The sequence below is a fragment of the Vibrio rotiferianus CAIM 577 = LMG 21460 genome, assembly GCF_002741985.1.
Classification (GTDB): Bacteria; Pseudomonadota; Gammaproteobacteria; order Enterobacterales; family Vibrionaceae; genus Vibrio; species Vibrio rotiferianus.
Genome location: NZ_APHW01000017.1, coordinates 1 through 22,413 on the forward strand (window position 1 = coordinate 1; position 22,413 = coordinate 22,413).

Below are 22,413 nucleotides of genomic sequence, written 5' to 3' on the forward strand. Positions count from 1 at the left end.
TTACGCCATTGATACTCATGTATGGCTTGAGCTTTAAGCCCGCACGGACACTTAGCGATAGAGTTAGGTTTGAGAGTGAGCTTTATTAATGATGGAGTCTGATGAGACTTTACTATATGAAAGCCTTCCCAGAATGAAGATAGGAAAGTATGATTCGACATGAAAACGGTAGTTTGTGTAGGTTTTGTTTGGCGATAAAACTCTATCACTTACTACCGTTTTTGTTTTCAGTTCCCGCTTATCCGCGATGAACCTTTTCTTTTGCTCTCGCTGTTCCCATAACAAGTGCAAAATTCGTTAACGACCTGACTTGGCCAGATAAGCCGACATTTCAGCCTCCGGTACCATGCCGCCACCCGTCGCCCAAACTAGGTGAATGGCGTTCTTCATCTTATCTTCACTAAATTGCATTCGAGCTTGGTAAGCTTGGGCTTGTGAAACGTGCACTGCCCCCATCATGCCCGCCAACGCAGAAGGCTCTAAACGAATGTCTTCTTGTTCACTTAGCTCACCTAGATGATGATACATGCGCTCATCCGTCGTGGTGTAGTAACCATCAAGAAGTCTTTCCATTGCTCGCCCTACAAAACCAGACGCACGCCCTACCGCTAGACCATCAGCTGCAGTAATGTTGTCGATACCAAGATCTTGCACCGCGATGTCATCATGCAAGCCAGTGTGTACACCAAGCAGCATACACGGAGAGTGTGTCGGCTCCGCGAAGATACAATGAACGTGGTCACCAAACGCCATCTTCAAGCCAAACGCCACACCACCAGGACCACCGCCCACCCCACAAGGTAGGTAAACGAACAGAGGGTGCTCCGCGTCAACGATGATACCCATATCATCAAACTGTTGCTTCAAGCGTTCGCCTGCAACGGAATAACCTAAGAACAAGGTCTGAGAGTTTCATCATCAATAAAGAAGCAAGTTGGATCTTTCTCTGCTTCTTTGCGTCCCTGCTCTACAGCTACACCGTAATCTTGCTCGTACTCCACCACATTTACGCCATGAGAACGCAGCTTGTTTTTCTTCCACTCTCTTGCATCCGCTGACATATGAACCGAAACCGAGAAGCCGAGTTTTGCACTCATGATGCCGATTGACATGCCTAGATTCCCTGTCGAACCTACAGCAATGCTGTACTGCTGAAAGAACTTACGAAACTCTTCACTGAACAATTTGCTGTAGTCATCACTTTCACATAGAAGCCCAGCTTCAATCGCCAACTTCTCTGCATGTGTTAACACTTCATAGATGCCACCACGCGCCTTTATTGAACCTGAAATAGGCAGATGACTGTCTTTTTTAAGCATCAAACGTCCAAGAATTTGAGTGCCGTATTGCGCTTCCAAGCAGGACTTCATCTTGTCGATTTCAACAACGTTCGATTCAATAATTCCGTTAGAAGCCGCCGTTTCTGGAAAGGCTTTCATTAAGTATGGAGCAAAGCGTTTTAGTCGTTCACTCGCGTCTTTGATGTTGGCAGCACCTAAGCCAACGTACGGTAGACCTTCTTCAAGTGTGGTGATATTTGGGTTGAACCAAACCACCTCTTCTAACCCAATGAGTCGCTCAACCAAAGGGAATTCTGCTACTAGTGCGTTTACGTTATGCGTAGTCATTATTATTTACCTTTATTAGATCATGTACGACAGAAGGAATGTGCCTGCTAATGCAACAAAAGAGGCAATGAATGTCGCTGTCGTGTAGTACTTGAAGATTTCTGTCATCGTGGCTCCACAATATTGCTTCACCAACCAAAAGAGCGAATCGGTCACTATCGTACAACCAATTGCGCCAGAGCCTATAGCCAGAGTAATGATTTCTGGACTTACGTTCGGATAAAGTGGGAGTAACGGGGCCACAATTGCCGTCGCACCCATCATGGCAACGGTGGCAGAGCCCACTGCCGCATGCAGAATAATCGCGACAAGCCATGCAAGAAGGATCGGATGCATATCGAGATTAGAAAGTAGCTGTGCCAATACATCCGCCAAGCCACTGCCCTTTAATACGCCGTTGAATGCACCACCAGCGCCAATAATCAGCAAGATGTTGGCAATCGAAGAAAATGCACCTTCCGTTTTCTCAAGCAGCACACTCATGCCCATGTTCTGCTTAATACCTAACATGTAATAAGCAACAAAAGCGGCGATAAACATTGCTGTAATTGGGTTGCCGATAAATTCCAGAGTGGTGTACAGCGCACTGCCATGTTCCATATTGAGTTCTGCCGCCGTTTTTAACAGCATCAGTGCAATGGGTAACATCACGGTGAATAGCGTCGCCCCCAAAGATGGCAATTGCGCTTCATCTTTCACTTCTAGTGAGGTGAACTCTTCAGGTACAGTTTTGAAAGGTAGACGTGCGCCCATCACCTTCAAGAACAGCGGACCGCCAACTAAAGACGCAACCAAACCTATGAGTAAACCATAGAAAATCACAGAACCGATATCAGCACCAAGCTCATTGGTCACAAACAATGCGGCAGGGTGTGGAGGAACAATACAGTGCACTGCCATCAAGGCGGTACAAAGCGGAATGGCGAGATTTAAAAGTGAGGTATTGGTTTTTTTCGCAATCGAAAAAGCCAGTGGAATTAACAGCACCACGCCAACTTCTACGAATAGCGTAATTCCGCAAACAAGACCGATTAACACCATAATGACTTCAGGTGATAGCCAGCGAATCTTTTGTAGGGTAAGGCCAATTCGTTCAGCTGCCCCAGACACTTCCATCATCTTGCCAAGTATGGTGCCTAAACCAATCACGACAGCAAGAAAACCAAGCGTTCCGCCAATGCCACTTTCGATAGCACTGACCATCTCTAAAGGTTGCATGCCCATCATCCCGCCAACGTAAAAACTGGCGAGTAACAGCGCTAAAAAAGGATGGAGTTTAAACTTAACGATCGCAAAAACGATCATTAAGATACTCGTTATGAGGGTAGTAATGACCCAAAGGTTGGATTCCATGTTCAGACCTATGTTGTTGTTTTAATTGACTGCAATTAAACGAGGAATCCATAGCCCTGACAAACGATCAAAACTCACCTTTAGATGAAGTAAATTTAAACAAAAGCGTGATTTACACGACGTTTAGTGAATTTTTCGACCCATAGGTGAGCCCAACTATAACAACGCCGTTATTATGTGTTCGATCAAGTTCGACTCAATAACGCACATGTACACCAGAGACAATATTTTCGCCAAGAACCAACGCATCAATAGTTTTCAACTTTCCAAGCTTCATACTTTTGAAGTGGCAGCACGACACAGTTCATTTTCTCTTGCGGCAGAAGAACTCTCCATGACGCCCAGCGCCATCTCTCACCGTATCAACAAGCTCGAAGAAGAACTTGGCATTGCCTTGTTTACCCGCTCTCACCGAAAAATCACGCTCACAGAAGAAGGGGAACGTATTTACCTCGCCTTGAACAAAACACTCAACGAGTTAAATCAAGAGGTAATGGAAGTCAGAAATGGCGAAGTCTCCGGAGAGCTGACGATTTACTCTCGCCCTTCTTTTGCCCAATGTTGGCTTGTACCTAGATTGTATCTATTTAAGCAAAAACACCCTTCCATAGAGCTGAATATTCTAACTGGCAATGAGAACGTCAATTTCCAAGGCTATGGCATCGATGCCGCGATCTATTTCGATGAGCAAATGCCGGAAAAGTTGTGGTCGAAAGAATTGATGAGCGAAGAGATCATCCCGGTCTGCACTCAAACGTATGCAGAACAATTTAACCTATTTGAAAAGCCAGCGAATTTGGTAAACGCCACCCTGCTTCACGACAACCAAGCATGGGACTACAACTCCCATCACGATGAATGGACGCTGTGGGCAAAGGAAAATGGCATAACAGACATTGACGATATTCCAAGCATTTCATTCGACCGTTCCGATTTAGCCGTTAGTGCCGCAATGCATAATGCGGGCGTTGCTATCGGTCGATTATCGCTGGTGGAAAAACGACTTAAATCCGGCGAACTGATCACCCCTTTTAAAAACCAAACTCTGCAATGCAAGCAGAAGTACTATGTCGTTACCGCCAATGACAAGCACTCTCGGAAACTCGAGCTGTTTATTTCTTGGCTGTTCAATGAAGTGGAAGCAAAGCCCTAGTGGATATGCCAAGATGCTTGATTCTTCGAGTCAGCTTCGGCTTGTTTGCTGAATCTGAATAATGGCAGTCTGGATATAAAAAGACCTCGCGGATGGCGAGGTCTTATTGATTAGGGTGCTTAACTTGAGTAGAACTCTCTTTTCTTGCAATACATCTCTTCATCAGCAATGGAAACCAATTTATCCAATGCTGCGGTTTGGCTTGAAGCCCCACCGACAGAAAACTGAATAGCATGACGATGATTATCAGATAACTCGATCCATTTGTCTTCTTGAGCCGACTCCAGTTTATTTATTAAGCAACCAAGTTGCTCTACACCGCAGTTCTTAGCAATCACAGCAAACTCATCACCGCCTATACGATAAAGCTTAGACTCATCATCTAACGCGGTTCGCATGAGCTGAGTACTCTTTGAAATAAGCAAATCACCTCTGTCATGGCCGTAGTTATCATTTAGTTTCTTTAACCCATTAATATCTACAACCAGAATCGACATCGACTTCCACTTTGATTGAGCGACACACTGGCACGCATATTCAAAATCTTCATCAAATGCTTTTCGGTTTGAACATTTAGATAGCTTATCGCGTCTAGCGAAGTCTTCTAACTCTAACCACGAATAGAGCTGTTTCTTAAATAACTCTATCAAAATCACCTCATCTTCATTGAGGTCACTTTGCCCATAATTAAAATACCCTAACGTTGCGCCCGTTGAAGAACGCATGGTCTTCACTCTTTCACCAGACACCTTATAAAAACTAAAACGCATTTCAGTATTGGGGAATAGCTTATCTAAACCTGTATTAATCACCCCAGGAATCGCGTGGTACCCTATTCCTGCATGGCTAGTCGCAAAGTTGATTAGCGACATTAGCTTCGTTTGATAAGCTTCTTCTCTTGCCAGCATTTCTCTGAGTTCAGCTGTTTTTTCTTCAACTATTAATTCTAGCCCTTGATTGAACTCAGCCAATTGTGCGTTGGAGTCATGAACTTGCTGGTTCGCTTGGCGAAGTGCTTTGTTTCGAACTTCAAGTTCTTCCATATTCGAAGTTAACTGGCACCACATAGAGTCCAATAATGACATTAGCTGCTTGAACTCTTTAAATTGATACCGCTTTGATTCTAAATTGGGTCTTTGGTTGTTCTTAAAGCTTCTGACCACCAACTCCATTTCTTTAATTGGCTGAGTTAACCAGCGGCTTACTAGTATGGCAATACATAAGGTCACAACTAATGTAGCAATAATGATATTCAATAGCTGCTGCTTTGACTTAGTTAACTCCTGGTTCCTCGCTAGATCAGAGAAAGTATGAACCATTGTTACCGTCAAAGGAGACATAAAGCCCGCACTGTTTATTTCAATGATGCTGAGATTTCGATTCGCTTCCCCTTTGACCTTCTTCAGACTTCCATAATGAAAATCAACACTCTCTTGCGAGAACAAGAAAGGTTGCGATACTTTCATTAGATCTTGATAAGAGATAAGAACCACCAAATACCCTTGGGGTTCATATTCCGAATTCGGTAATAAAGTGTAAGGCAGCAGAGGGCTTACAAAGGCGATTCCCGCTTGTCCTCCTTGCATTACTAAGCTCTCATCGAAGTATGTGGTGTGATACATCTTCCCTTGCTTATAAACATCTCCGGCAGTTCTTATTTTCTGAAGTAACTTACTCTCTTCTAGGTGATAGACCGAGCCATTACTTTCATACATTGGCTGCCAATTTTTGTCGATGATGTAAGTAGCGCTGACATTGGTTGCCAACTTTTCAAACGTTTGGATTTTTTGCCAAATAATGCTCGAATACAGGACATTGTCCATACCTTGAACTAAAAGCCGATCTTTTGAATACCAGCGTGTTAAGTTTGCAATAAAGGTAAGATCATCCTCGACGGTTTTTCGAATACCTTGGTTGCTATTTTCAAGCTTAAGTGCTTTCTGTGCTAGTAAGTCTTCTTGGTGTTTATCGATCATGCTGGTACCAACCCAATAGGCTGGTAGCAGTGAGCCAATCACCACAATCAGGGTTAAGATACTTCGTAAACTGACCATTACAGTGACTTCCTACGCTGATGTATGTGTTGAGAGTGTTCATTAATGAACTTGACAACAAATTGAGCGGCGTCTTTGGCTGGCATTCCCGCTGTATAGCGTTTGTAACCTCTTATTAGCGCTTCCCAAGTCACTGCCATCTCTACCGTACTTGGCATAGCATAGGCGGGACTTAATTGTTTATATAAATCACTATAGTAAGTGCTGTCAGTGTCATACCATTTGCGATTAATTGACCGATTGGTAGAGATAAGATTCTGATTAATGATTACATCTTCAATAAACGTTGGCTTTTGAACAATAGTAGCTAGAGTGCGCATCGCTTTTCGTTTTTCAGGATTAGCCATTGCCTCAGTGTTGAAAGCCAATACCTTGCCACCACTTAATGAATGCATGTGATGGTTGTTATAAGTCGGTAAGCTACTGACCCTAAGCTCTTTGCTAAAGTGCTGCTTCAACTCACCAAGAGCCCAATCACCATCAATGAGATAAGCCACCTCACCATTAATAAACTGCTCACGAGCTTGCTCTTGGGTGCACTTATCTTTCACAATATTATTGGTTGCGAGTGATCCATAAAACTTTAACGCTGCCGCTAACGCGCCTACATCGATATCCGTGACTGGCTGCGTCCGATAGTCAGAAAACATGGGAACAAATGCCATCAAGAAATACATATTTGGGTACTGCATGGCTAATGGAAACTCGCCTCGTTTAGCCTCTTCCAATAATGCCTCCCAAGTGGGCTGAACATCTTGAGTCAACTTAGTATTCACATATAAAACTAAGTGATTACCTAAGCCTAAAGGCACGCCATATACGCCCCCATCAACAGTCACTAGTTCTAGAGCTTTGGGCTCCATGCTATCTTCATCTATCCAACTAGATGGTACTTTTGCTAGGTCAAAATAATCGTGTAAACCCAAGAAATCGGAAGGCACCCAAATAACATCTGGAAAAGTGATACTGGTCTGCTTCGCTAACAACAGCTCTGAGCGAATATTATTCACATCGAATTCTCGAATCGCCAACGTGTTGCCAGTCTCCGCTTCAAATCGTTCTTTGATTTCAGCGACCGTTGAATATTCAATACCGCTCCACACTTGGATCTCTTGTCCATGAACGATAGAAGATAAACAGAACAGGATTGTCAGATAGAGATTTTTCACTAAAGTTCTCATAAGTAAATGGTGCCACAAAAATAGCGAACCTATTGTGGTTGTTCAAAGTTCCGCCACAAAAATGTGCGAGTGCTTCCATGAGAGTGCTAATCTCTGAAAAGCAAAAAGCGCCGCAATTGCGACGCTTTCAAAAATTATATCACAGCTCTTAGTTAAGCGTACTTTTGTTCAAACTCGCGCATAAAGTCGACAAGAGCTTGGACACCTTCTAGTGGCATTGCGTTATATATTGAAGCTCGCATACCACCAACCGCACGATGCCCCTTAAGCGCTTTCAGCCCCTTCGCATCAGCCAGTTCTAAAAATGTGCCATCAAGTTCTGGTTTCGCTAGTTGGAATGGTACGTTCATCAAAGAGCGGTTCGCAGAATACACACTATTACGATAGAAGTCTGACTGGTCGATGTAATCGTACAACAGCGCAGCTTTTTCTCGGTTAACTTGCTCTATCGCTTTTACACCGCCCTGTGCTTTTAGCCACTTGAACACAAGCCCAGATAAGTACCAAGCAAATGTTGGCGGCGTATTAAACATCGATTCTTTTTCTGCCAACACTTTGTAGTCGAGAATGCTTGGCAATACATCTTTCGCCAAACCAAGAAGATCATCACGAACAATTGCAATTGCGATGCCTGAAGGACCGATGTTTTTTTGCGCCCCAGCATAAATAACGCCGTATTGAGAGATATCGATTTCGCGAGAAAGAATCGTCGAAGACATATCTGCAACAATTGGCTTATCTGTCACCGGCAAATCATTGATTTCAACACCATCGATGGTTTCGTTCGGACAAAAGTGGACATAGGCTGCGTCTGGTGAGATTTTCCATTCTGTTGCAGGTAGAACCGCCGCTTTACCGTCAATCGTGGTTTTCGCGTTGAAGACGTCAGGTTCACAGTACTTTTTCGCTTCTGCCACTGCGCTTTCTGCCCAGTAACCACCATCAATGTAAGTCGCAGTTTCCGAGTTACCCAGTAGGTTTAGTGGAACAGCGGCAAATTGAGCACGAGCACCACCTTGGCAAAACAGTACTTTGTAGTTGTCTGGGATGTTCAGAAGATCACGAAGGTCTTGCTCTGCTTCTTCTGCAACCTTAATGAACTCTTTACTTCGGTGACTGATTTCCATCACTGAAGTACCAAGACCTTGCCAGTTGATTAGCTCCTTTTGTGCTTGCTGCATGACTGCTTTTGGCAGACCTGCTGGCCCTGCACTGAAGTTAAATACGTTGTCCGTATTTTGTTCCATGATGCTCATTGCTCCTGCTAAGTAAAGATTACGAAATTAATATCACGTTTTTGCAGGGATAAAAACAAGAAAAGAGGTCTTACGACCTCTTTTTAAACTGAAAAAGCTAAAAACTTACTTTGTAAACTTCTCTATTGCATCAATGCAGGCATAAGCAGCGCGATTAAAGGAAATTCTTGTCCATTTTCGAACTTCAGTTTCCCATCAGAGATTTCTGCTTTTAGTTCATAGCCACTTTCTGTCTTCTCTAAAAGCTCCATCACCATCAACTCATCAACACCTTCTTGAATGAATGGGTATAAGTTGACCAGTTCATCAGAGAAATAGGTGTTTAGGGAACCAGTAGTCGCTGTCACCAACTTCATTGGGTCTTGCGTAACGTTGTCTGTCCCTTGAGGAATAGATAATTTCCACTGGTTACGGAACTTACCAGCACCAAACGCTAGAGATAGCTCATTGACTGAAAGGCTAAAACCTTTGCTAAATAGTGTATCTACATGCGGCAATAGCTTTTGGATTTCTTGCTCATCCAGCATTGGTGAACTCTGATACATAGACATGATCTGATCGAATGATTGGCTATCAACATCACCAATGGCGAAATCAAGCTTAAAGCTATCCACGTCGGTACCATCAGTAAGACGCATTTTCTGCGCACCCACAACAAGATTGGTGCTCAGCTTATCGCCAGTCTCATTTAGTGATGTCTTCCCACTGTAGTTCGCATTTTCAATGAGAAACATCGGTGTAAGCGTAGAATCAACAACGTCTAACTTCTCTAATGCAAAAGACTGCTCACCTAACCAGTAGCCTTTTGCTTGCTTACCTTTTCCTTCTCCAGATAGCTCTGTTAAATGAATTTCTTCACCATTTTCAAAATCAATCTGAACAGAAGGAACTGATACCTGATAATTCAGATCACCCAGCACTGTTACATTACCGGTTATATGCGCCGGGCTAGAAGAAAGGTGCATCCCCTGAGCTTCATTTTGATAACTCCAGCTGGCTAGATTGAGAGTGAAATCTGTATTCCCATTCAGCTGAGTCGTACTGTGCATGGTTAGCGGTAAAAAATCGGCATCAACTAACTTTGAGTCTGCGGTTAGGCTAGTTAAGCCATGAGACAAATCACTTGTAACATCAAAAGCTGTTGGTAGGCCATCACGCTCAAGCTGGCTTTTAACTTCAGGGTCAACCACCGTATAGCGAGTCAGCACAACGGAAGAAAGGTAACCACGATCGTATTCCACGATTTCGCCCTTCACCATGTCATCATTCATGTTCGCGATGCCATCTTCAATAATCGATTGGCCGATTTGTCCAACGGCTAATGGCCAACATAATGCCAAAGAAATAGCGCCACCAATGGCACCGAATTTTTTTAAGTTTTGCATAGTGTCTTTACTTGATGTGTTTTAACTCAGTCTAACGCAAAGACTAGCCAGTGGAAACATTGAGATAAATCAGACTATTGAGGCTTAGTATCAGTGATAGCTCTATAACCATACTTAGCTCCCAACCGTATTCATTATTTCTTGATATGGTGTTACAGCCAAGTCTTAGCTGGAGCCTTTAGCCCTGTGAATCGATACGCCGTACTTTGTCTAGATAACAACCCTGTCAGTGCAGAGCAGTTTCGCTTAGAGCTCTCTCCTTTGGCGAGTAGGTTTGATATTCATTCTGTAGAGTCCATCGAAGAAGCACAAAGTGCTCTAGAGTATCTAGAAGAAAGGCAACAGAGCGTCGCTCTGGTTATAACCAGTCACCACGCAAACTTAAATGGTGTTGAGTTTTTGATTGGGCTTTCTCGTGCAGCACATACTGAGAAAGCGAGGAAAATACTCATCAGTTGCTCCTCTGATATCGACGCTATTCTTACTGCGGTTAACGAAGGCCGCCTCGACCACTGTCTGACCAAACCTTTGCCAGACCAAGTACTTTTTAACACCGCACAGAAAGAACTGACTCAATTTGTATTGAAGCACGATCGAGACAACCTTCTCAGTTACAGCCAAATACTGGATCAACAAAAGTTGCTCCGCGCGCACATAGAAACCCAAATGAAAAGTTATCAAGCAGGTTTCTTAAACGATTATCATGCTCTATCTGATTTTGAACTTGCAGAACAAGTTATTGGCGCTCTACAAAACTTTTTCGCTGAGAAAGAGGACTCAAATGCTTGTCGCACCTACTCTCCGGAACACTTACTGACAGTAGAGGGGGAGCCGAATACGTTTTTATGGTTTATCACTAGTGGAGAGGTCGCGCTCTACAAGCGTGATGAGCTAGGAATGCAAAGAGAAGTTGTCCGTCATAGCAAAGGTAACATTGTCGGTGGCATGTCTTTCGTGACGGGTGAGAACTCTTTTTCTACTGCGTTGACGCTAACCACAACCAAAGTTATTAAACTGGATAGAAAAGAGTTTCGACAAGTAATGCAAACAGACTCCAACTTGCTTCCTCTGTTTACAAATCTACTGTTGAGGCATTTTAATCGTCGACTTCAACGTAGTATCAACACAAAATTAGAACTGCAAAAAACACTCGAGTCACTAGAGTCGGCACACCAGCAACTCATAGAGAGAGAAAAAATGGCGATGCTGGGGCAACTTGTCGCCGGTGTCGCTCACGAGCTTAATAACCCCATAGCCGCCATTTTAAGGGGTGTAGAAAATCTCACTATGACACTGGAAAAGTTATTAACTCAATCACCAACTCCACCAGAAAGAGCCAAAGGGGTTGCAATATTGCATGATGCTCAAACCTCTAAACCCTCTTCTACTGCTGAGCTTCGGGCTCGAGTGAATCAGCTGAAACCACATGTCGTCGATAGAAATATTGCAAAAAAAATGGTGAACTTAAATCTTGATGCTGACAGCTCTATGTTGGAATCTTTGGCTTCTGCACCCAGCCAAGCTATCGACACGCTCAACTTATTTGAAAGTTATCATCAGACAGGTTCCGCTTTGCGCTCAATAAACGTTTGTGCTGCACGCATAGCAGATATGGTTAAAAGCCTAAAAGGATATGCACGAGCAGATGATGAAGTGATGCATTCTGTTGACATTCATGAGGGCATTGAAGACACATTGGTGATCTTTGAGAACAAGCTCAAAATGCATACTTTGACTAAGGACTACACCCCAGTTCCGAAAATTCTTTGTCAGCCTATTGCGTTGCAACAAGTTTGGACCAACCTCATTTCCAACGCGATCGATGCCTTCCCAGAAAAAGGCGAGCTCAATATTACCTCAGAAATAAAAGAGAAAGCGAACAAGCGATATATCGTCGTGTCTTTCCAAGACAATGGCGCAGGAATACCTAAGTCTCAACAACAAGCGATATTTGAGCTCAACTTTACGACCAAGAAAGAAGGTAACTTTGGACTTGGAATTGGCTTGTCTATATGCCAGCAAATTGTGTCTGCTCATCACGGATGGATAGAAGTAGATTCTAAGCTCGGAGAGTACACCGCGATGACTGTGTGGCTACCGATTAATTCAAAAGGAGAAGAACATGTCTAAGTATCTAATTTTATGTGTTGATGATGAAAGAGAGGTCTTGGATAGCGTACTTCAAGATCTTGCTGTGTTTGAAGATAACTTTGTAATTGAAGGAGCAGAATCGGTTACAGAAGCGAAAGAAGTGATCGCAGAAATGAAGGGGGAAGGTATCAAGCTTGCGCTTATTCTATGTGATCATATCATGCCAGAACAAACTGGTATTAGCTTCTTGATTGAACTAAATCAAGCAGATGACACTCGCGTTGCTCGCAAGGTACTGCTCACTGGTCAAGCTGGGTTAGAAGACACCGTTGAAGCAGTAAATAATGCAAGCCTTGACTATTACGTAGCAAAGCCTTGGCGGGGAGACGAACTCCGATCTACATTAGTTCAACAGCTAACCACTTTTATGATTCAGCACGATGATAATTTGCTCTCTTGGGTTTCGATATTGGACTCTGAAGCAATACTAAATGCCATGTCTGAACGAAGAACCAGTTTCGGAGAGTAAATTAACTTTGAACAAACTCACATTCGGATAGAGGTTACGCTAGTCCGCTGGCACTTTATTTGCTTGAGTATCGTTAAAATGACAAATGTTCGACACAATTTTATTGGTCGTAGCGCCATGTTTTGATTATGATGTCGAACAATCTAGATAAGGTTCAATTATTTATTGAACCAAAGGAATGACAACTAACAAGGTTTATCGTTGATTATGCGTAAAACACTTTTAGCAGCAGCACTTCTGCTAGCATCAAGTCAAGTAATGGCTTATGAAGATCGTGATAGCCCAGCTACCATGAGCAACTTTAGTTACGACTATTTCGAAGCGCGTATCGGCGCTAGCCCTGTTACTTTTGGTGCAGGTTTCAGCAAGTCGATCCACCCAAATGCACATGTTATTGCTCGCATCGACTCCGAGTTTGACGGTGATTTTGATTCAGCAGCGGGCTTCGGCTTCCACTCTCCAGTAAACAACTGGGCAGACTTAACTGGCGCGATGCTGATGCGAGTTGTTCAACCGACATCTTCAAGCAGTGCAGATGTTGGTATGGAGCTAAATGTAGGCATTCGTCAATGGCTTGGTCCTCAGCTAGAGGTTGGTGGTAAAGCTGGCTATGTTTCCATCGATAACAATGATGATTGGATAGGTTCTGCTTATGCTCGCTTCCACTCAACAGAGCTATTCTCTCTCGGTGCAGAAGCAAGAATTAACGATTTCTACGGTGACCAGTTTATGTTCACTACTCGCTTCAAGTTTTAAACTTCGAGCGTAAATGACAAAGCCGAGGTAACTCCGACCTCGGCTTTTTGATCTATTGCAGTGAAGTGACCGCGTACTTTAACTTCCATATCAAGGCGCAGCTCTCATCCTTTTATTGACTCGCTAACTCCACTTAAAATCAATAAAATCAATCTATTGACAAAGAGATAATAGCTGTTTCTTTCTTGGCTCTTGGATAAGCTTCCAATGAACGCCGTCTACCGCTCCGGCAAACTTCCAAAGCAACTTTAGATCAACATCACTGCCGTAAGCCGCTCGAACTTTATTGAAAACTTCTACAGGTCCCAACGCTAAGAATGTTTCAACATCGTCAATGCCTGCCTTCTTAACCATACGCTCAAGCGTAAGCTGCATATTCGGCAAATCACGTAGTCTTTTACTAGCAGAAGATTTTTGGAACTCTCTCTCTCGTACAGAACATGCTATTGACTTAACAACGAGCTTATCTAACTCTGGTGCGCGAGCCTCAAACAGCTCAGTAACGTCGTAGTAATTTACTGTGGCCGTTGTTTGCTTTTTAACGTGTTTGTATTTCTCACACTCCAAGTCGACAAATATTTGGTCTAGTTCTTTTCCGCCGCGAAGGTAGCAGCAGTCATTGCTTACTAATGCAAACATAGCATCGTCACTAAAAAGCCCTATACCACCAAACATAGAGCGCTTTTGGAAAGATTTAAATTTTTTTATATAAGTAAAAAAAGCTTGGTCTGTCATTTCCTTTGACCTCTTAATCTGAATAAATTACCCCGATTAGCGATGTCACCAGATAAAACAGCAGCTTGTAGCGAAAAATTGTCAGTTTGTTGGCGATATTTTGTGATTTGTGCTCACCAACTTTTCTAATCATACTTAACGTTGAAAAATAAGTTAGGATCTGTGTCACAGATAGAAAAGTATAAATACAAGATACGTGATTAGTTTCACATTACACCTTCTAGTACGATGTTTTTTTGACACTTAATACAACAAACATCTGGCAACTTGGTGATTTCGCATCCAAATACGCCACCCAGTTAAGCAATAAATTGATAATAGACTTTAGTCGGGGGTACACTGTACGAAAGCTCTCTAGTACTGCACTTTATGGAACATTTATCATTTTACTGGCTACCGCAAAACAAAGAAAAACTAATAAAGTCTCTTGAAAGTGATTTTTCACACTTAGTAAAACAATCGATTTCAACAGGAAAAATATCGCTTCCCCCTATTCCGGATGTAGTACTGAAGATTCAAAAACTTTGCACCGAAGAAAATACCGCGATTTCGGATATTGCTAATTGCTTAATTGAAGATCCTGGATTAGCTGCTGTTGTCCTAAGAGTAGCCAATTCCGTGATTTTCAACCGACGTAATATCACCTGCAATGATCTTACGACTGCAGTATCTCGACTAGGAATCCTTCGAGTCCGTGATATCGTCACAGCGCAAGCCATCGAACAGCTCAAACACTCCGTTAACCTTACCAGCGAATGTAATTCAATCTTAAGAAAAAGCGCGGCTGTATCACGAGAGCTTGGCGCGACTATGGTTCTGGTCGTGCAGCATTTCAAAAAGCATGGGCCAGATTGCTATGCTTATTTGGAACAAGAAAAAGCGTTACTTGTCGGTTTGCTAGCTGACATTGGTTTATTCTGTTTAGTTAATGAGTACCACCTTTACTTAGACCGAGGCAATTACCTCGATAACGATATCGCGCTACAGATCTTCCAAACACGCTGTTCTGCCACCAGCAAACTAGTTCTGGAGAAGTGGGGCTTTGATAACGATTTCAGTGAAGTTTCTTCCAATGAAAAGCTCACCTCACACCGTCCTGAAGTCAGCTATCTTGATGTTGCCCGTATCGCGAATCACCTTCTAATGTTCCGAAACCAAGACGAACGTATAGATGAACATGAAGTAGAGTTTAATTTGACTGGAGCAGAGGTACTGTTTGAATTAAGTAATACCAGCGATGACGATTTCCAAAATATGATTAAGGAAGTGCTTCACGCAAGTGGTCTTTAGAGACATATCACACTACAATACGCTCAATTTACTACTTCATAATTACTAGGAAATTGAGGGTTTTATGTTCTCAGGGATGTTGTTTATATTTGCCCCTCTTGTCGTTGGCTATCTGATTCCAATTTCGCAAGCTTCGTTGCTCGCTAGAATTAATGCCGCTACGTCAAATCTAATCTACGTCATTCTCGCGCTGATGGGCCTTAGCCTTGCGGCGCTTGATAACCTCAGCACCAACTTGCAGTCTATATTGCTCTATGCTGGTACGTTTTTTGTCTGTTTAAGCACTTGTAACCTTCTTGCTCTTCCTCTTATTGACAAGCTGCTACCGCTTAAAACAGACGCTCAACACAAAGCATTACCTTTATCATCGATGGCAATGGAGTCCGTTAAGTTGGTATTGGTTGTAGGTGGAGGGTTGCTAGCAGGCCTTATATTACCTATTGGACTTGAGTGGGTGGATACCGCTAGTGAATGGATTCTTTTCCTTCTACTATTTTTCATTGGTATTCAATTACGTAATAGCGGACTTACTTTGCGTCAAATTTTGCTTAATAAGCAAGGCATGGCCATTGCTTCTTTGGTAATAATGACATGTATGTTAGGTGGAGTTATCGCTGGGTTCCTATTAGATATTCCTCTCTACCAAGCCCTTGCGATGTCATCAGGCTTTGGTTGGTATTCGTTGGCAGGGATTCTTATGGGCGATGCTTTTGGCCCTGTATTTGGTGGCGCATCTTTTCTAATTGAACTTATGCGAGAACTCGTCGCTCTTGTCGCAATACCTCTTCTTATAAGAAGTTATCCATGTACTTCTATCGGATATGCGGGTGCAACCGCTATGGACTTTACTCTACCAGTCATTCAAACGACAGGTGGCGTCCGCTGTGTGCCTATCGCAATTGTTAGTGGCTTTATTCTCAGCTTATTAGTCCCTGTCATGATGCTGTTCTTTGTGTCACTTGCTAGCTAGATCTCAGGTTTTTTCTTTAACATCTATTACAATGCGGCAAAATATTATAAAACGCTAATACTTGCCGCTATGTATCTCACTGAGATAAGAATGTGAATTCATGGCAGGTATGCCAATTAAAAGTTGCTTAATGCAACAGCCCAAAAGGAAATAGAATGAAACGCTTTGTAGTAGCAGCCTTGCTTGCTTCTTGCTCAGGCTACACTTTCGCTGCAGATCAGCAATGTCTCGCTCAAAAATACGATTCCTATATCGATGCTTCACTACAATGGTATCAGGACTTAGTGGACCTAACAGTGACTCAATATCCCGACCTAGATGAGGTTAGTAATTGGTTTTTAGAGGGACGTAAGCATCACTTCGAACTAAACCGACAAGCCGTACATTATTTTTTAGAAAATGACCCAAGCAGAGTAGCAACAGGTCAGCCAGTCGAAGCTTGGCTAAAGCTCGATCAGCATGATGTCAAACAGCTTGCGACTCGAAATGATGACCTAGGTAAGGCAGCACAAAAAACGTTTTCTGACCGACAGTCTGCAAATCATGAGAAGAATTATGATCTTCGCTCAGCATTTGCTGATCTCCTAAGCCATCCAAAGCAAATTGATGCTGCACTGAACAAATACAATCAGTCCATTAGTAAAATCGAAAAGCAAAAGTGTGATTAAACACTCCCTGTTTTTCATTTCAGCAAATTGGTTTTCAACAATTAAAACGGGACTTTGCTCCCGTTTTGGTTTAGATTGTTGCGCTCGTCTTACTAATATAATTACAAATAATTCTTGCCATGGTTAAGGAACAAAAAACCGCAGATGTTAGCTTTGAGAGCTTGTTAAAGATCTTCACTATTCCTGAAGGGCCAGACTCAACGTTAACTAAAATCGAAGAGAGCTTGTCTCAAAATCTAAACCAGTTTCTACGCGAGCATATCGTGGCAGAAGAAAAGCCTTTGCGTGAAATTGAAAAAGACTTTTCTTCTGCTCAGATTCCTGAGCAGCCAGAGTTCGTCTCTGATCATACCGAGCACTTGTTAGATACGCTCGTCTCGCACTCAGTACACACCTCTGCACCAAGCTTTATTGGACACATGACTTCTGCCCTGCCGTATTTTTTAATGCCGCTGTCAAAGATCATGATTGCTCTAAACCAAAACTTGGTGAAAATTGAAACATCAAAAGCATTCACTCCGCTTGAACGTCAAGTTCTCGGTATGCTCCATCGACTTATATACGGTCAGGACGATAAGTTTTACGCAAAGTGGATGCACAGCGCGAAACACTCTCTTGGTGCGTTTTGTTCTGGTGGTACTATCGCCAATATTACCGCTCTTTGGGTTGCGCGAAATAAAGCGCTAAAAGCAGACGGCACTTTCAAAGGCGTAGAAAAAGAAGGCCTCTTCAAAGCCATGAAACATTATGGCTATGAAGGTTTAGCAATCTTAGTTTCAGAGCGTGGCCACTACTCTCTAAAAAAAGCAGCTGATGTGCTCGGGTTCGGCCAAGAAGGCCTAGTTGCAATCAAAACAGATGACGCCAATCGTATCGTTCCGTCCGACTTAAGAGCAAAAATTGCTGAGCTTGAAGCCCAGAAAATTAAACCAATTGCAGTTGTCGGTGTGGCTGGAACGACTGAAACTGGCACGATTGACCCTCTTGAAGAAATTGCACAGGTATGTAAACAACATGATTGTCATTTCCATGTCGATGCCGCATGGGGCGGCGCGACATTAATGTCAAACCACTACCGCAAGCTACTTGCTGGCGTTGAATTAGCCGATTCTGTGACCATTGACGCGCACAAGCAACTCTATATTCCTATGGGCGCTGGTATGGTTCTATTTAAAGACCCTGATGCGATGAAATCTATTGAACACCACGCTCAATATATTCTACGTAAAGGTTCAAAGGATCTTGGTAGTCATACTCTGGAAGGCTCCCGTTCAGGCATGGCGATGTTGGTCTATGCGGCAATGCATATCATCAGCCGCCCAGGCTATGAGTTACTCATTGACCAGAGCATTGAGAAAGCACGTTACTTTGCTGACTTGATCAAAGAACAGGCAGACTTTGAGCTTGTTTCCGAACCAGAACTTTGCCTGCTTACTTACCGTTACTTGCCAGAAAGTTATCGGGATGCTCTTGCACAATCAGATGGCATCCAGCGTGAAAAGCTCAATGAGCTTATCAACCAGCTAACTCAATTTATTCAGAAGCGCCAGCGTGAAACTGGTAAGTCTTTCGTGTCTCGAACTCGATTGAACCCAGAAAAATGGCAGCGAATGAATACCATCGTATTTCGTGTCGTTCTTGCTAACCCTCTTACAAGCAGGGATATCCTTTCATCGGTGCTTGATGAGCAGCGAGAGATCGCGACACAAGCCCCAACCCTTACTGGAAAGATTCAAGAATTAGTCGATAACATTCTGAATCAATAAGGCTCCGATTGAGTTACATTGAATTGAAATTTTCTTTCTTTTTGATGTAACTCAAACATCATTATTGTGCCACTTGAGGCGAATACCACCCCTTCTACATTCAATTCTGTAGTTTTTACAAAATTTTGTTTGAGGCTTGTCAAATTCTCACTAAATAGTAACCGTATTTGTTTTAGCCAGATTGAGGATCGGGTTTATACTAATTTTATGGCGCTGGTAGTTTTCGTTAACGCCTCAGTACAGATTGAAACTGACGTATTTCTTGCCGTTAACAGAGCCAGCGAGTTGTTCTCTTACCCTCGTGAACACTATGAATACATTAGAAAAAATTCAAAAAAACCTGGAGAATTTCAGTAAGTCGGAACGCAAGGTTGCAGAAGTAATCATGGCGTCACCACAAACTGCAATTCATTCAAGCATTGCAACGTTAGCTAAAATGGCTGACGTAAGTGAGCCCACTGTAAACCGTTTCTGTCGTCGTCTGGATACCAAAGGTTTCCCAGATTTTAAGCTTCACCTTGCACAAAGCCTTGCTAATGGTACGCCTTACGTAAACCGTAATGTTGAAGAAGACGACGGCCCAGATGCCTACACCCATAAAATTTTCGAATCAACAATGGCGTGTTTAGATGTTGCGAAAAACAGCCTTGATGCGATGCAAGTTAACCGCGCAGTTGATCTTCTGACTCAAGCGAAGCGCATTTCATTCTTCGGTCTAGGTGCTTCCTCTTCTGTGGCGCGTGACGCTCAAAACAAGTTTATTCGCTTCAACATTCCAATTACTTGTTTCGAAGACATCGTAATGCAACGTATGAGCTGCATTAACTGCAGTGACAATGACGTTATCGTTTTGATTTCTCACACTGGTCGCACTAAGAGCCAAGTTGAGATTGCGAACCTTGCTCGTGAAAACGGTGCGACGGTGATTGCCATCACAGCGAAAGACTCGCCGCTAGAGAAAGCAAGTTCACTGGCTATCACGCTAGATGTACCTGAAGACACAGACGTGTACATGCCAATGGCAAGTCGCGTAGTACAAATGACGGTCATCGATGTTCTAGCAACCGGTTTCACGCTGCGCCGAGGCACTGGCTTCCGTGAAAACCTTAAACGCGTAAAAGACGCACTAAAAGACAGCCGTTACGACAAGCTAAGTCAGTACTAACGAATTAACAAAGGGGAGCCAATAGCTCCCCTTTGCGTTCCTAACCTAAGCGGAATTCTATTGATTCACATCCGATAGATCAGTGCGAGATTCCAGCACCTCCACGGAACTCACATGATGCGAACTCTCCCCTATGCACGCATCGCTGCAATCACACACTTGGCGAAGAATGTGCACTAATCGATCTTGTGTAAGTGGTAATGGATTGCCTTTGATAGCGACCGATTTCAGTGCATCATCGGCGACTTGCTCAAACGACGTCTGACACACACCAAATTTTCCTAACTGAGGTAGCTCAAGTTTATCCAGCACCATTCTCACCCAAAGTACGCCATCGTGCTCATTGGCATTGGTTCTGTCTGTAACGAGCTGCGCCAATCGCTTGTAACGGCTAATCACATCACTACGTCCTGCTTTCCTCGCTGCATTTATATTCTCATGCATGACATGAGGAGCCAAACGGGCAGTAATGACACTGTGGGGCGCATCGAGCTTGCCTCCCAATGCTGAAGCTAAACCATGTGCCGCACCAAGCTTAGCGTTAGTGATGGCCATACCACCTAAAAGTGCCGCAAAAGAAAGATCTGCACGAGCTTTGTGACAGTCTTGTTTACACCCAGCTATTACCGAGCGGCTTAGGCAACGTAACCCTTCCTCACAAACCATGTCAGTGAGCGGATTCGGGTCACCACATACATAAGCTTCCATCAGGTGAGTAAACGCATCCATTGCGCCGCGACCCGAGGTATATTGATCAGTGCCATAAGTTAAGGTTGGATCGACTATCGCAACGTCGGCAAGCATTTCTGGGCTTCTCAAGCTGACTTTCACTTGGTCTTGCCCCGATTTAAGCACTGCATTTCTGGTCACTTCTGAGCCGGTACTGGCCGTGGTTGGAATGGCAATAAAGTGAATCGGTTTGGTTTTTAAAGGAACATTTCTACCTACTACTTCGACATAGTCGTAGACGTCACCTTGGTTAGGAATAATCGCCGCGAGCGCTTTACCCATATCAATGACACTTCCCCCACCAATCGCGATAACCATATCAGGCTGGAACTTGCGTCCAAGTACTGCGGTTTCTTCAACCATAGTAATGTTGGGCTCACCATTGATGGCGACATGCTGATAGCGCATATTTTGCGCTTTTAGATAGTTAACAATAGGTGTGGCACGCTGCGTATCTTTACCAGTCACCAGTAAAACGCTGTAGCCAAATTGATTGATTACAGACAGCGAAGATTGGAGCGCCCCCTCGCCGAAGATAATCCGTGTCGCAGTCATAAACTGAAACATACACTTCCTCCCCAAAACAACAACTCACACTAGAGTGCTATGCTTTGCACCAAAATAAATTGACCAAGTGCACCTTGTGCCATTGATAACCCTTCCAAAAGTATGTTTTTATGCGTCACTTCACACGCTTAACAGCGTTGAATTCTATGGTTGAATAAGGAAATAACCCCACCTTTCTTGGCTTTAAGCCAAACTCGTGTTCAGTTTTTACACGATAGATTTCACCTATCGAGACAAGAGGTAATTGCTGCTTTATTTCCGTATCTGGATCGGGCATAGTTATCCCAACAAACGAAAGCGTATGCCGACATGAGGTCTAGCTGCACTTTCAATTAGAATAGATTTTAGGAGAAATGAGATTATGTTCGTAGTTATCTTTGGTCGCCCAGCTTGTCCATTCTGTGTTCGTGCAAAAGAGCACGCAGAAACGCTGAAAGCAAAGCGTGATGACTTCAACTACCGTTACGTAGACATCCACGCTGAAGGTATTTCTAAAGCTGACCTAGAGAAAACCGTTGGCAAACCAGTAGAAACTGTTCCTCAAATCTTCATCGACCAAGAGCACATCGGTGGCTGTGATGACTTTGAAGCTTACGCAAAAGAGCACCTAGGTCTATTCGACGAGTAATCTTAATTACTGAATTTTTAAAAGCCGCTTATTGCGGCTTTTTCTTGGTTCATCGCGGATAAGCGGGAACTGAAAACAAAAACGGTAGTAAGTGATAGAGTTTTATCGCCAAACAAAACCAACACAAACTACCGTTTTCATGTCGAATCATACTTTCCTATCTTCATTCTGGGAAGGCTTTCATATAGTAAAGTCTCATCAGACTCCATCATTAATAAAGCTCACTCTCAAACCTAACTCTATCGCTAAGTGTCCTTGTGGGCTTAAAGCTCAAGCCGTACATGAGTATCAATGGCGTAACGTGAAGGAAGCCACACTGCTAGGAGCTCCCGTTGAACTGTCCGTTCAAACCCGACGCATCAAGTGCAGCCACTGCGGCATTAAAACAGAACAACTATCTTGGTTGGAACCCTATGCTCGTATCACTAACCGCCTACGAAGCTATATAGAACAGTTGTTGCCCCTGCTACCAATCAAACATATAGCCCAAGTAACTGGCGTTCATTGGC

General features: G+C 43.3%; 18 protein-coding genes and 2 pseudogenes. 11 read left to right on the forward strand and 9 right to left on the reverse strand.

Annotation, left to right across the window (positions count from 1 at the left end; translation table 11 throughout):
* The 3 genes and pseudogenes from B853_RS26815 to dsdX all read right to left on the reverse strand — a co-directional run.
* Window positions 1–161: pseudogene (locus B853_RS26815) on the reverse strand (ISL3 family transposase); the annotation flags it as partial.
* A gap of 136 nt (window positions 162–297) precedes the next feature.
* Window positions 298–1,628, reverse strand: a pseudogene (gene dsdA, locus B853_RS08330) (D-serine ammonia-lyase).
* 15 nt (window positions 1,629–1,643) lie between these two features.
* The gene (gene dsdX, locus B853_RS08335) at window positions 1,644–2,981 is read right to left on the reverse strand and encodes a D-serine transporter DsdX (RefSeq protein WP_038887587.1); all 1,338 of its coding nucleotides are present in this window, start codon (window positions 2,979–2,981) and stop codon (window positions 1,644–1,646) included.
* Window positions 2,982–3,189: 208 nt separating this feature from the next.
* Between dsdX and dsdC the strand changes: the two genes are divergently transcribed.
* A complete protein-coding gene (dsdC, locus tag B853_RS08340) occupies window positions 3,190–4,134 on the forward strand; it encodes a DNA-binding transcriptional regulator DsdC (RefSeq protein ID WP_038887591.1) in 945 nt (314 codons plus the stop codon).
* 119 nt (window positions 4,135–4,253) lie between these two features.
* Here dsdC and B853_RS08345 read toward each other — a convergent pair whose 3' ends face one another.
* From B853_RS08345 to B853_RS08360, 4 genes are all read right to left on the reverse strand, one after another.
* Window positions 4,254–6,188 carry a sensor domain-containing diguanylate cyclase gene (locus tag B853_RS08345; RefSeq protein ID WP_010448595.1) on the reverse strand — a complete coding sequence of 645 codons (1,935 nt, stop codon included), beginning with the start codon at window positions 6,186–6,188 and terminating at the stop codon, window positions 4,254–4,256.
* Window positions 6,188–7,357: a sugar ABC transporter substrate-binding protein gene (locus B853_RS08350; protein WP_038887585.1), complete on the reverse strand. Its 1,170-nt coding sequence runs from the start codon at window positions 7,355–7,357 to the stop codon at window positions 6,188–6,190. Before B853_RS08350 ends, B853_RS08345 begins: the two co-directional genes overlap by 1 nt.
* A 164-nt stretch (window positions 7,358–7,521) precedes the next feature.
* On the reverse strand, window positions 7,522–8,616 hold the full coding sequence (gene serC, locus B853_RS08355; protein ID WP_038887584.1) for a 3-phosphoserine/phosphohydroxythreonine transaminase: 1,095 nt from the start codon (window positions 8,614–8,616) through the stop codon (window positions 7,522–7,524).
* Window positions 8,617–8,747: 131 nt separating this feature from the next.
* Window positions 8,748–10,010, reverse strand: a complete 1,263-nt coding sequence (locus tag B853_RS08360; protein WP_038887582.1) for a DUF945 family protein — start codon at window positions 10,008–10,010, stop codon at window positions 8,748–8,750.
* Between the two features lie 186 nt (window positions 10,011–10,196).
* Between B853_RS08360 and B853_RS08365 the strand changes: the two genes are divergently transcribed.
* From B853_RS08365 to B853_RS08375, 3 genes are all read left to right on the forward strand, one after another.
* Window positions 10,197–12,140: an ATP-binding protein gene (locus B853_RS08365; protein ID WP_038887581.1), complete on the forward strand. Its 1,944-nt coding sequence runs from the start codon at window positions 10,197–10,199 to the stop codon at window positions 12,138–12,140.
* On the forward strand, window positions 12,133–12,630 hold the full coding sequence (locus tag B853_RS08370) for a response regulator (protein WP_038887579.1): 498 nt from the start codon (window positions 12,133–12,135) through the stop codon (window positions 12,628–12,630). The genes B853_RS08365 and B853_RS08370 overlap by 8 nt, the downstream gene beginning before the upstream one ends.
* A 207-nt stretch (window positions 12,631–12,837) precedes the next feature.
* Window positions 12,838–13,386: a hypothetical protein gene (locus B853_RS08375; protein ID WP_038887578.1), complete on the forward strand. Its 549-nt coding sequence runs from the start codon at window positions 12,838–12,840 to the stop codon at window positions 13,384–13,386.
* Window positions 13,387–13,539: 153 nt separating this feature from the next.
* Here the strand turns inward: B853_RS08375 and B853_RS08380 are convergent, their stop codons facing one another.
* Window positions 13,540–14,121 (reverse strand): TfoX/Sxy family DNA transformation protein, encoded by a 582-nt coding sequence (locus tag B853_RS08380; protein ID WP_010448582.1) that lies wholly within the window; start codon window positions 14,119–14,121, stop codon window positions 13,540–13,542.
* Between the two features lie 369 nt (window positions 14,122–14,490).
* On the opposite strand from B853_RS08380, the gene B853_RS08385 reads away from it, so the two are divergent.
* The 5 genes from B853_RS08385 to B853_RS08405 all read left to right on the forward strand — a co-directional run bounded on the left by B853_RS08385 (window position 14,491) and on the right by B853_RS08405 (window position 19,980).
* Complete coding sequence (locus B853_RS08385) at window positions 14,491–15,411, forward strand: HDOD domain-containing protein (protein ID WP_038884531.1); 921 nt, start codon at window positions 14,491–14,493, stop codon at window positions 15,409–15,411.
* Between the two features lie 64 nt (window positions 15,412–15,475).
* The gene (locus B853_RS08390) at window positions 15,476–16,381 is read left to right on the forward strand and encodes a LysO family transporter (protein WP_038884532.1); all 906 of its coding nucleotides are present in this window, start codon (window positions 15,476–15,478) and stop codon (window positions 16,379–16,381) included.
* Window positions 16,382–16,536: 155 nt separating this feature from the next.
* The gene (locus B853_RS08395; protein ID WP_038884533.1) at window positions 16,537–17,049 is read left to right on the forward strand and encodes a hypothetical protein; all 513 of its coding nucleotides are present in this window, start codon (window positions 16,537–16,539) and stop codon (window positions 17,047–17,049) included.
* A gap of 119 nt (window positions 17,050–17,168) precedes the next feature.
* The gene (gene panP, locus B853_RS08400) at window positions 17,169–18,815 is read left to right on the forward strand and encodes a pyridoxal-dependent aspartate 1-decarboxylase PanP (RefSeq protein ID WP_038884534.1); all 1,647 of its coding nucleotides are present in this window, start codon (window positions 17,169–17,171) and stop codon (window positions 18,813–18,815) included.
* A gap of 310 nt (window positions 18,816–19,125) precedes the next feature.
* Window positions 19,126–19,980: a MurR/RpiR family transcriptional regulator gene (locus B853_RS08405; protein ID WP_005444542.1), complete on the forward strand. Its 855-nt coding sequence runs from the start codon at window positions 19,126–19,128 to the stop codon at window positions 19,978–19,980.
* 57 nt (window positions 19,981–20,037) lie between these two features.
* Here B853_RS08405 and B853_RS08410 read toward each other — a convergent pair whose 3' ends face one another.
* A complete protein-coding gene (locus B853_RS08410; RefSeq protein WP_038884536.1) occupies window positions 20,038–21,276 on the reverse strand; it encodes an iron-containing alcohol dehydrogenase in 1,239 nt (412 codons plus the stop codon).
* 361 nt (window positions 21,277–21,637) lie between these two features.
* On the opposite strand from B853_RS08410, the gene B853_RS08415 reads away from it, so the two are divergent.
* The gene (locus B853_RS08415; protein ID WP_010448562.1) at window positions 21,638–21,904 is read left to right on the forward strand and encodes a GrxA family glutaredoxin; all 267 of its coding nucleotides are present in this window, start codon (window positions 21,638–21,640) and stop codon (window positions 21,902–21,904) included.
* 139 nt (window positions 21,905–22,043) lie between these two features.
* A partial coding sequence (locus tag B853_RS08420) for a transposase family protein (RefSeq protein ID WP_170001018.1) occupies window positions 22,044–22,413 on the forward strand: 370 nt, incomplete at its 3' end.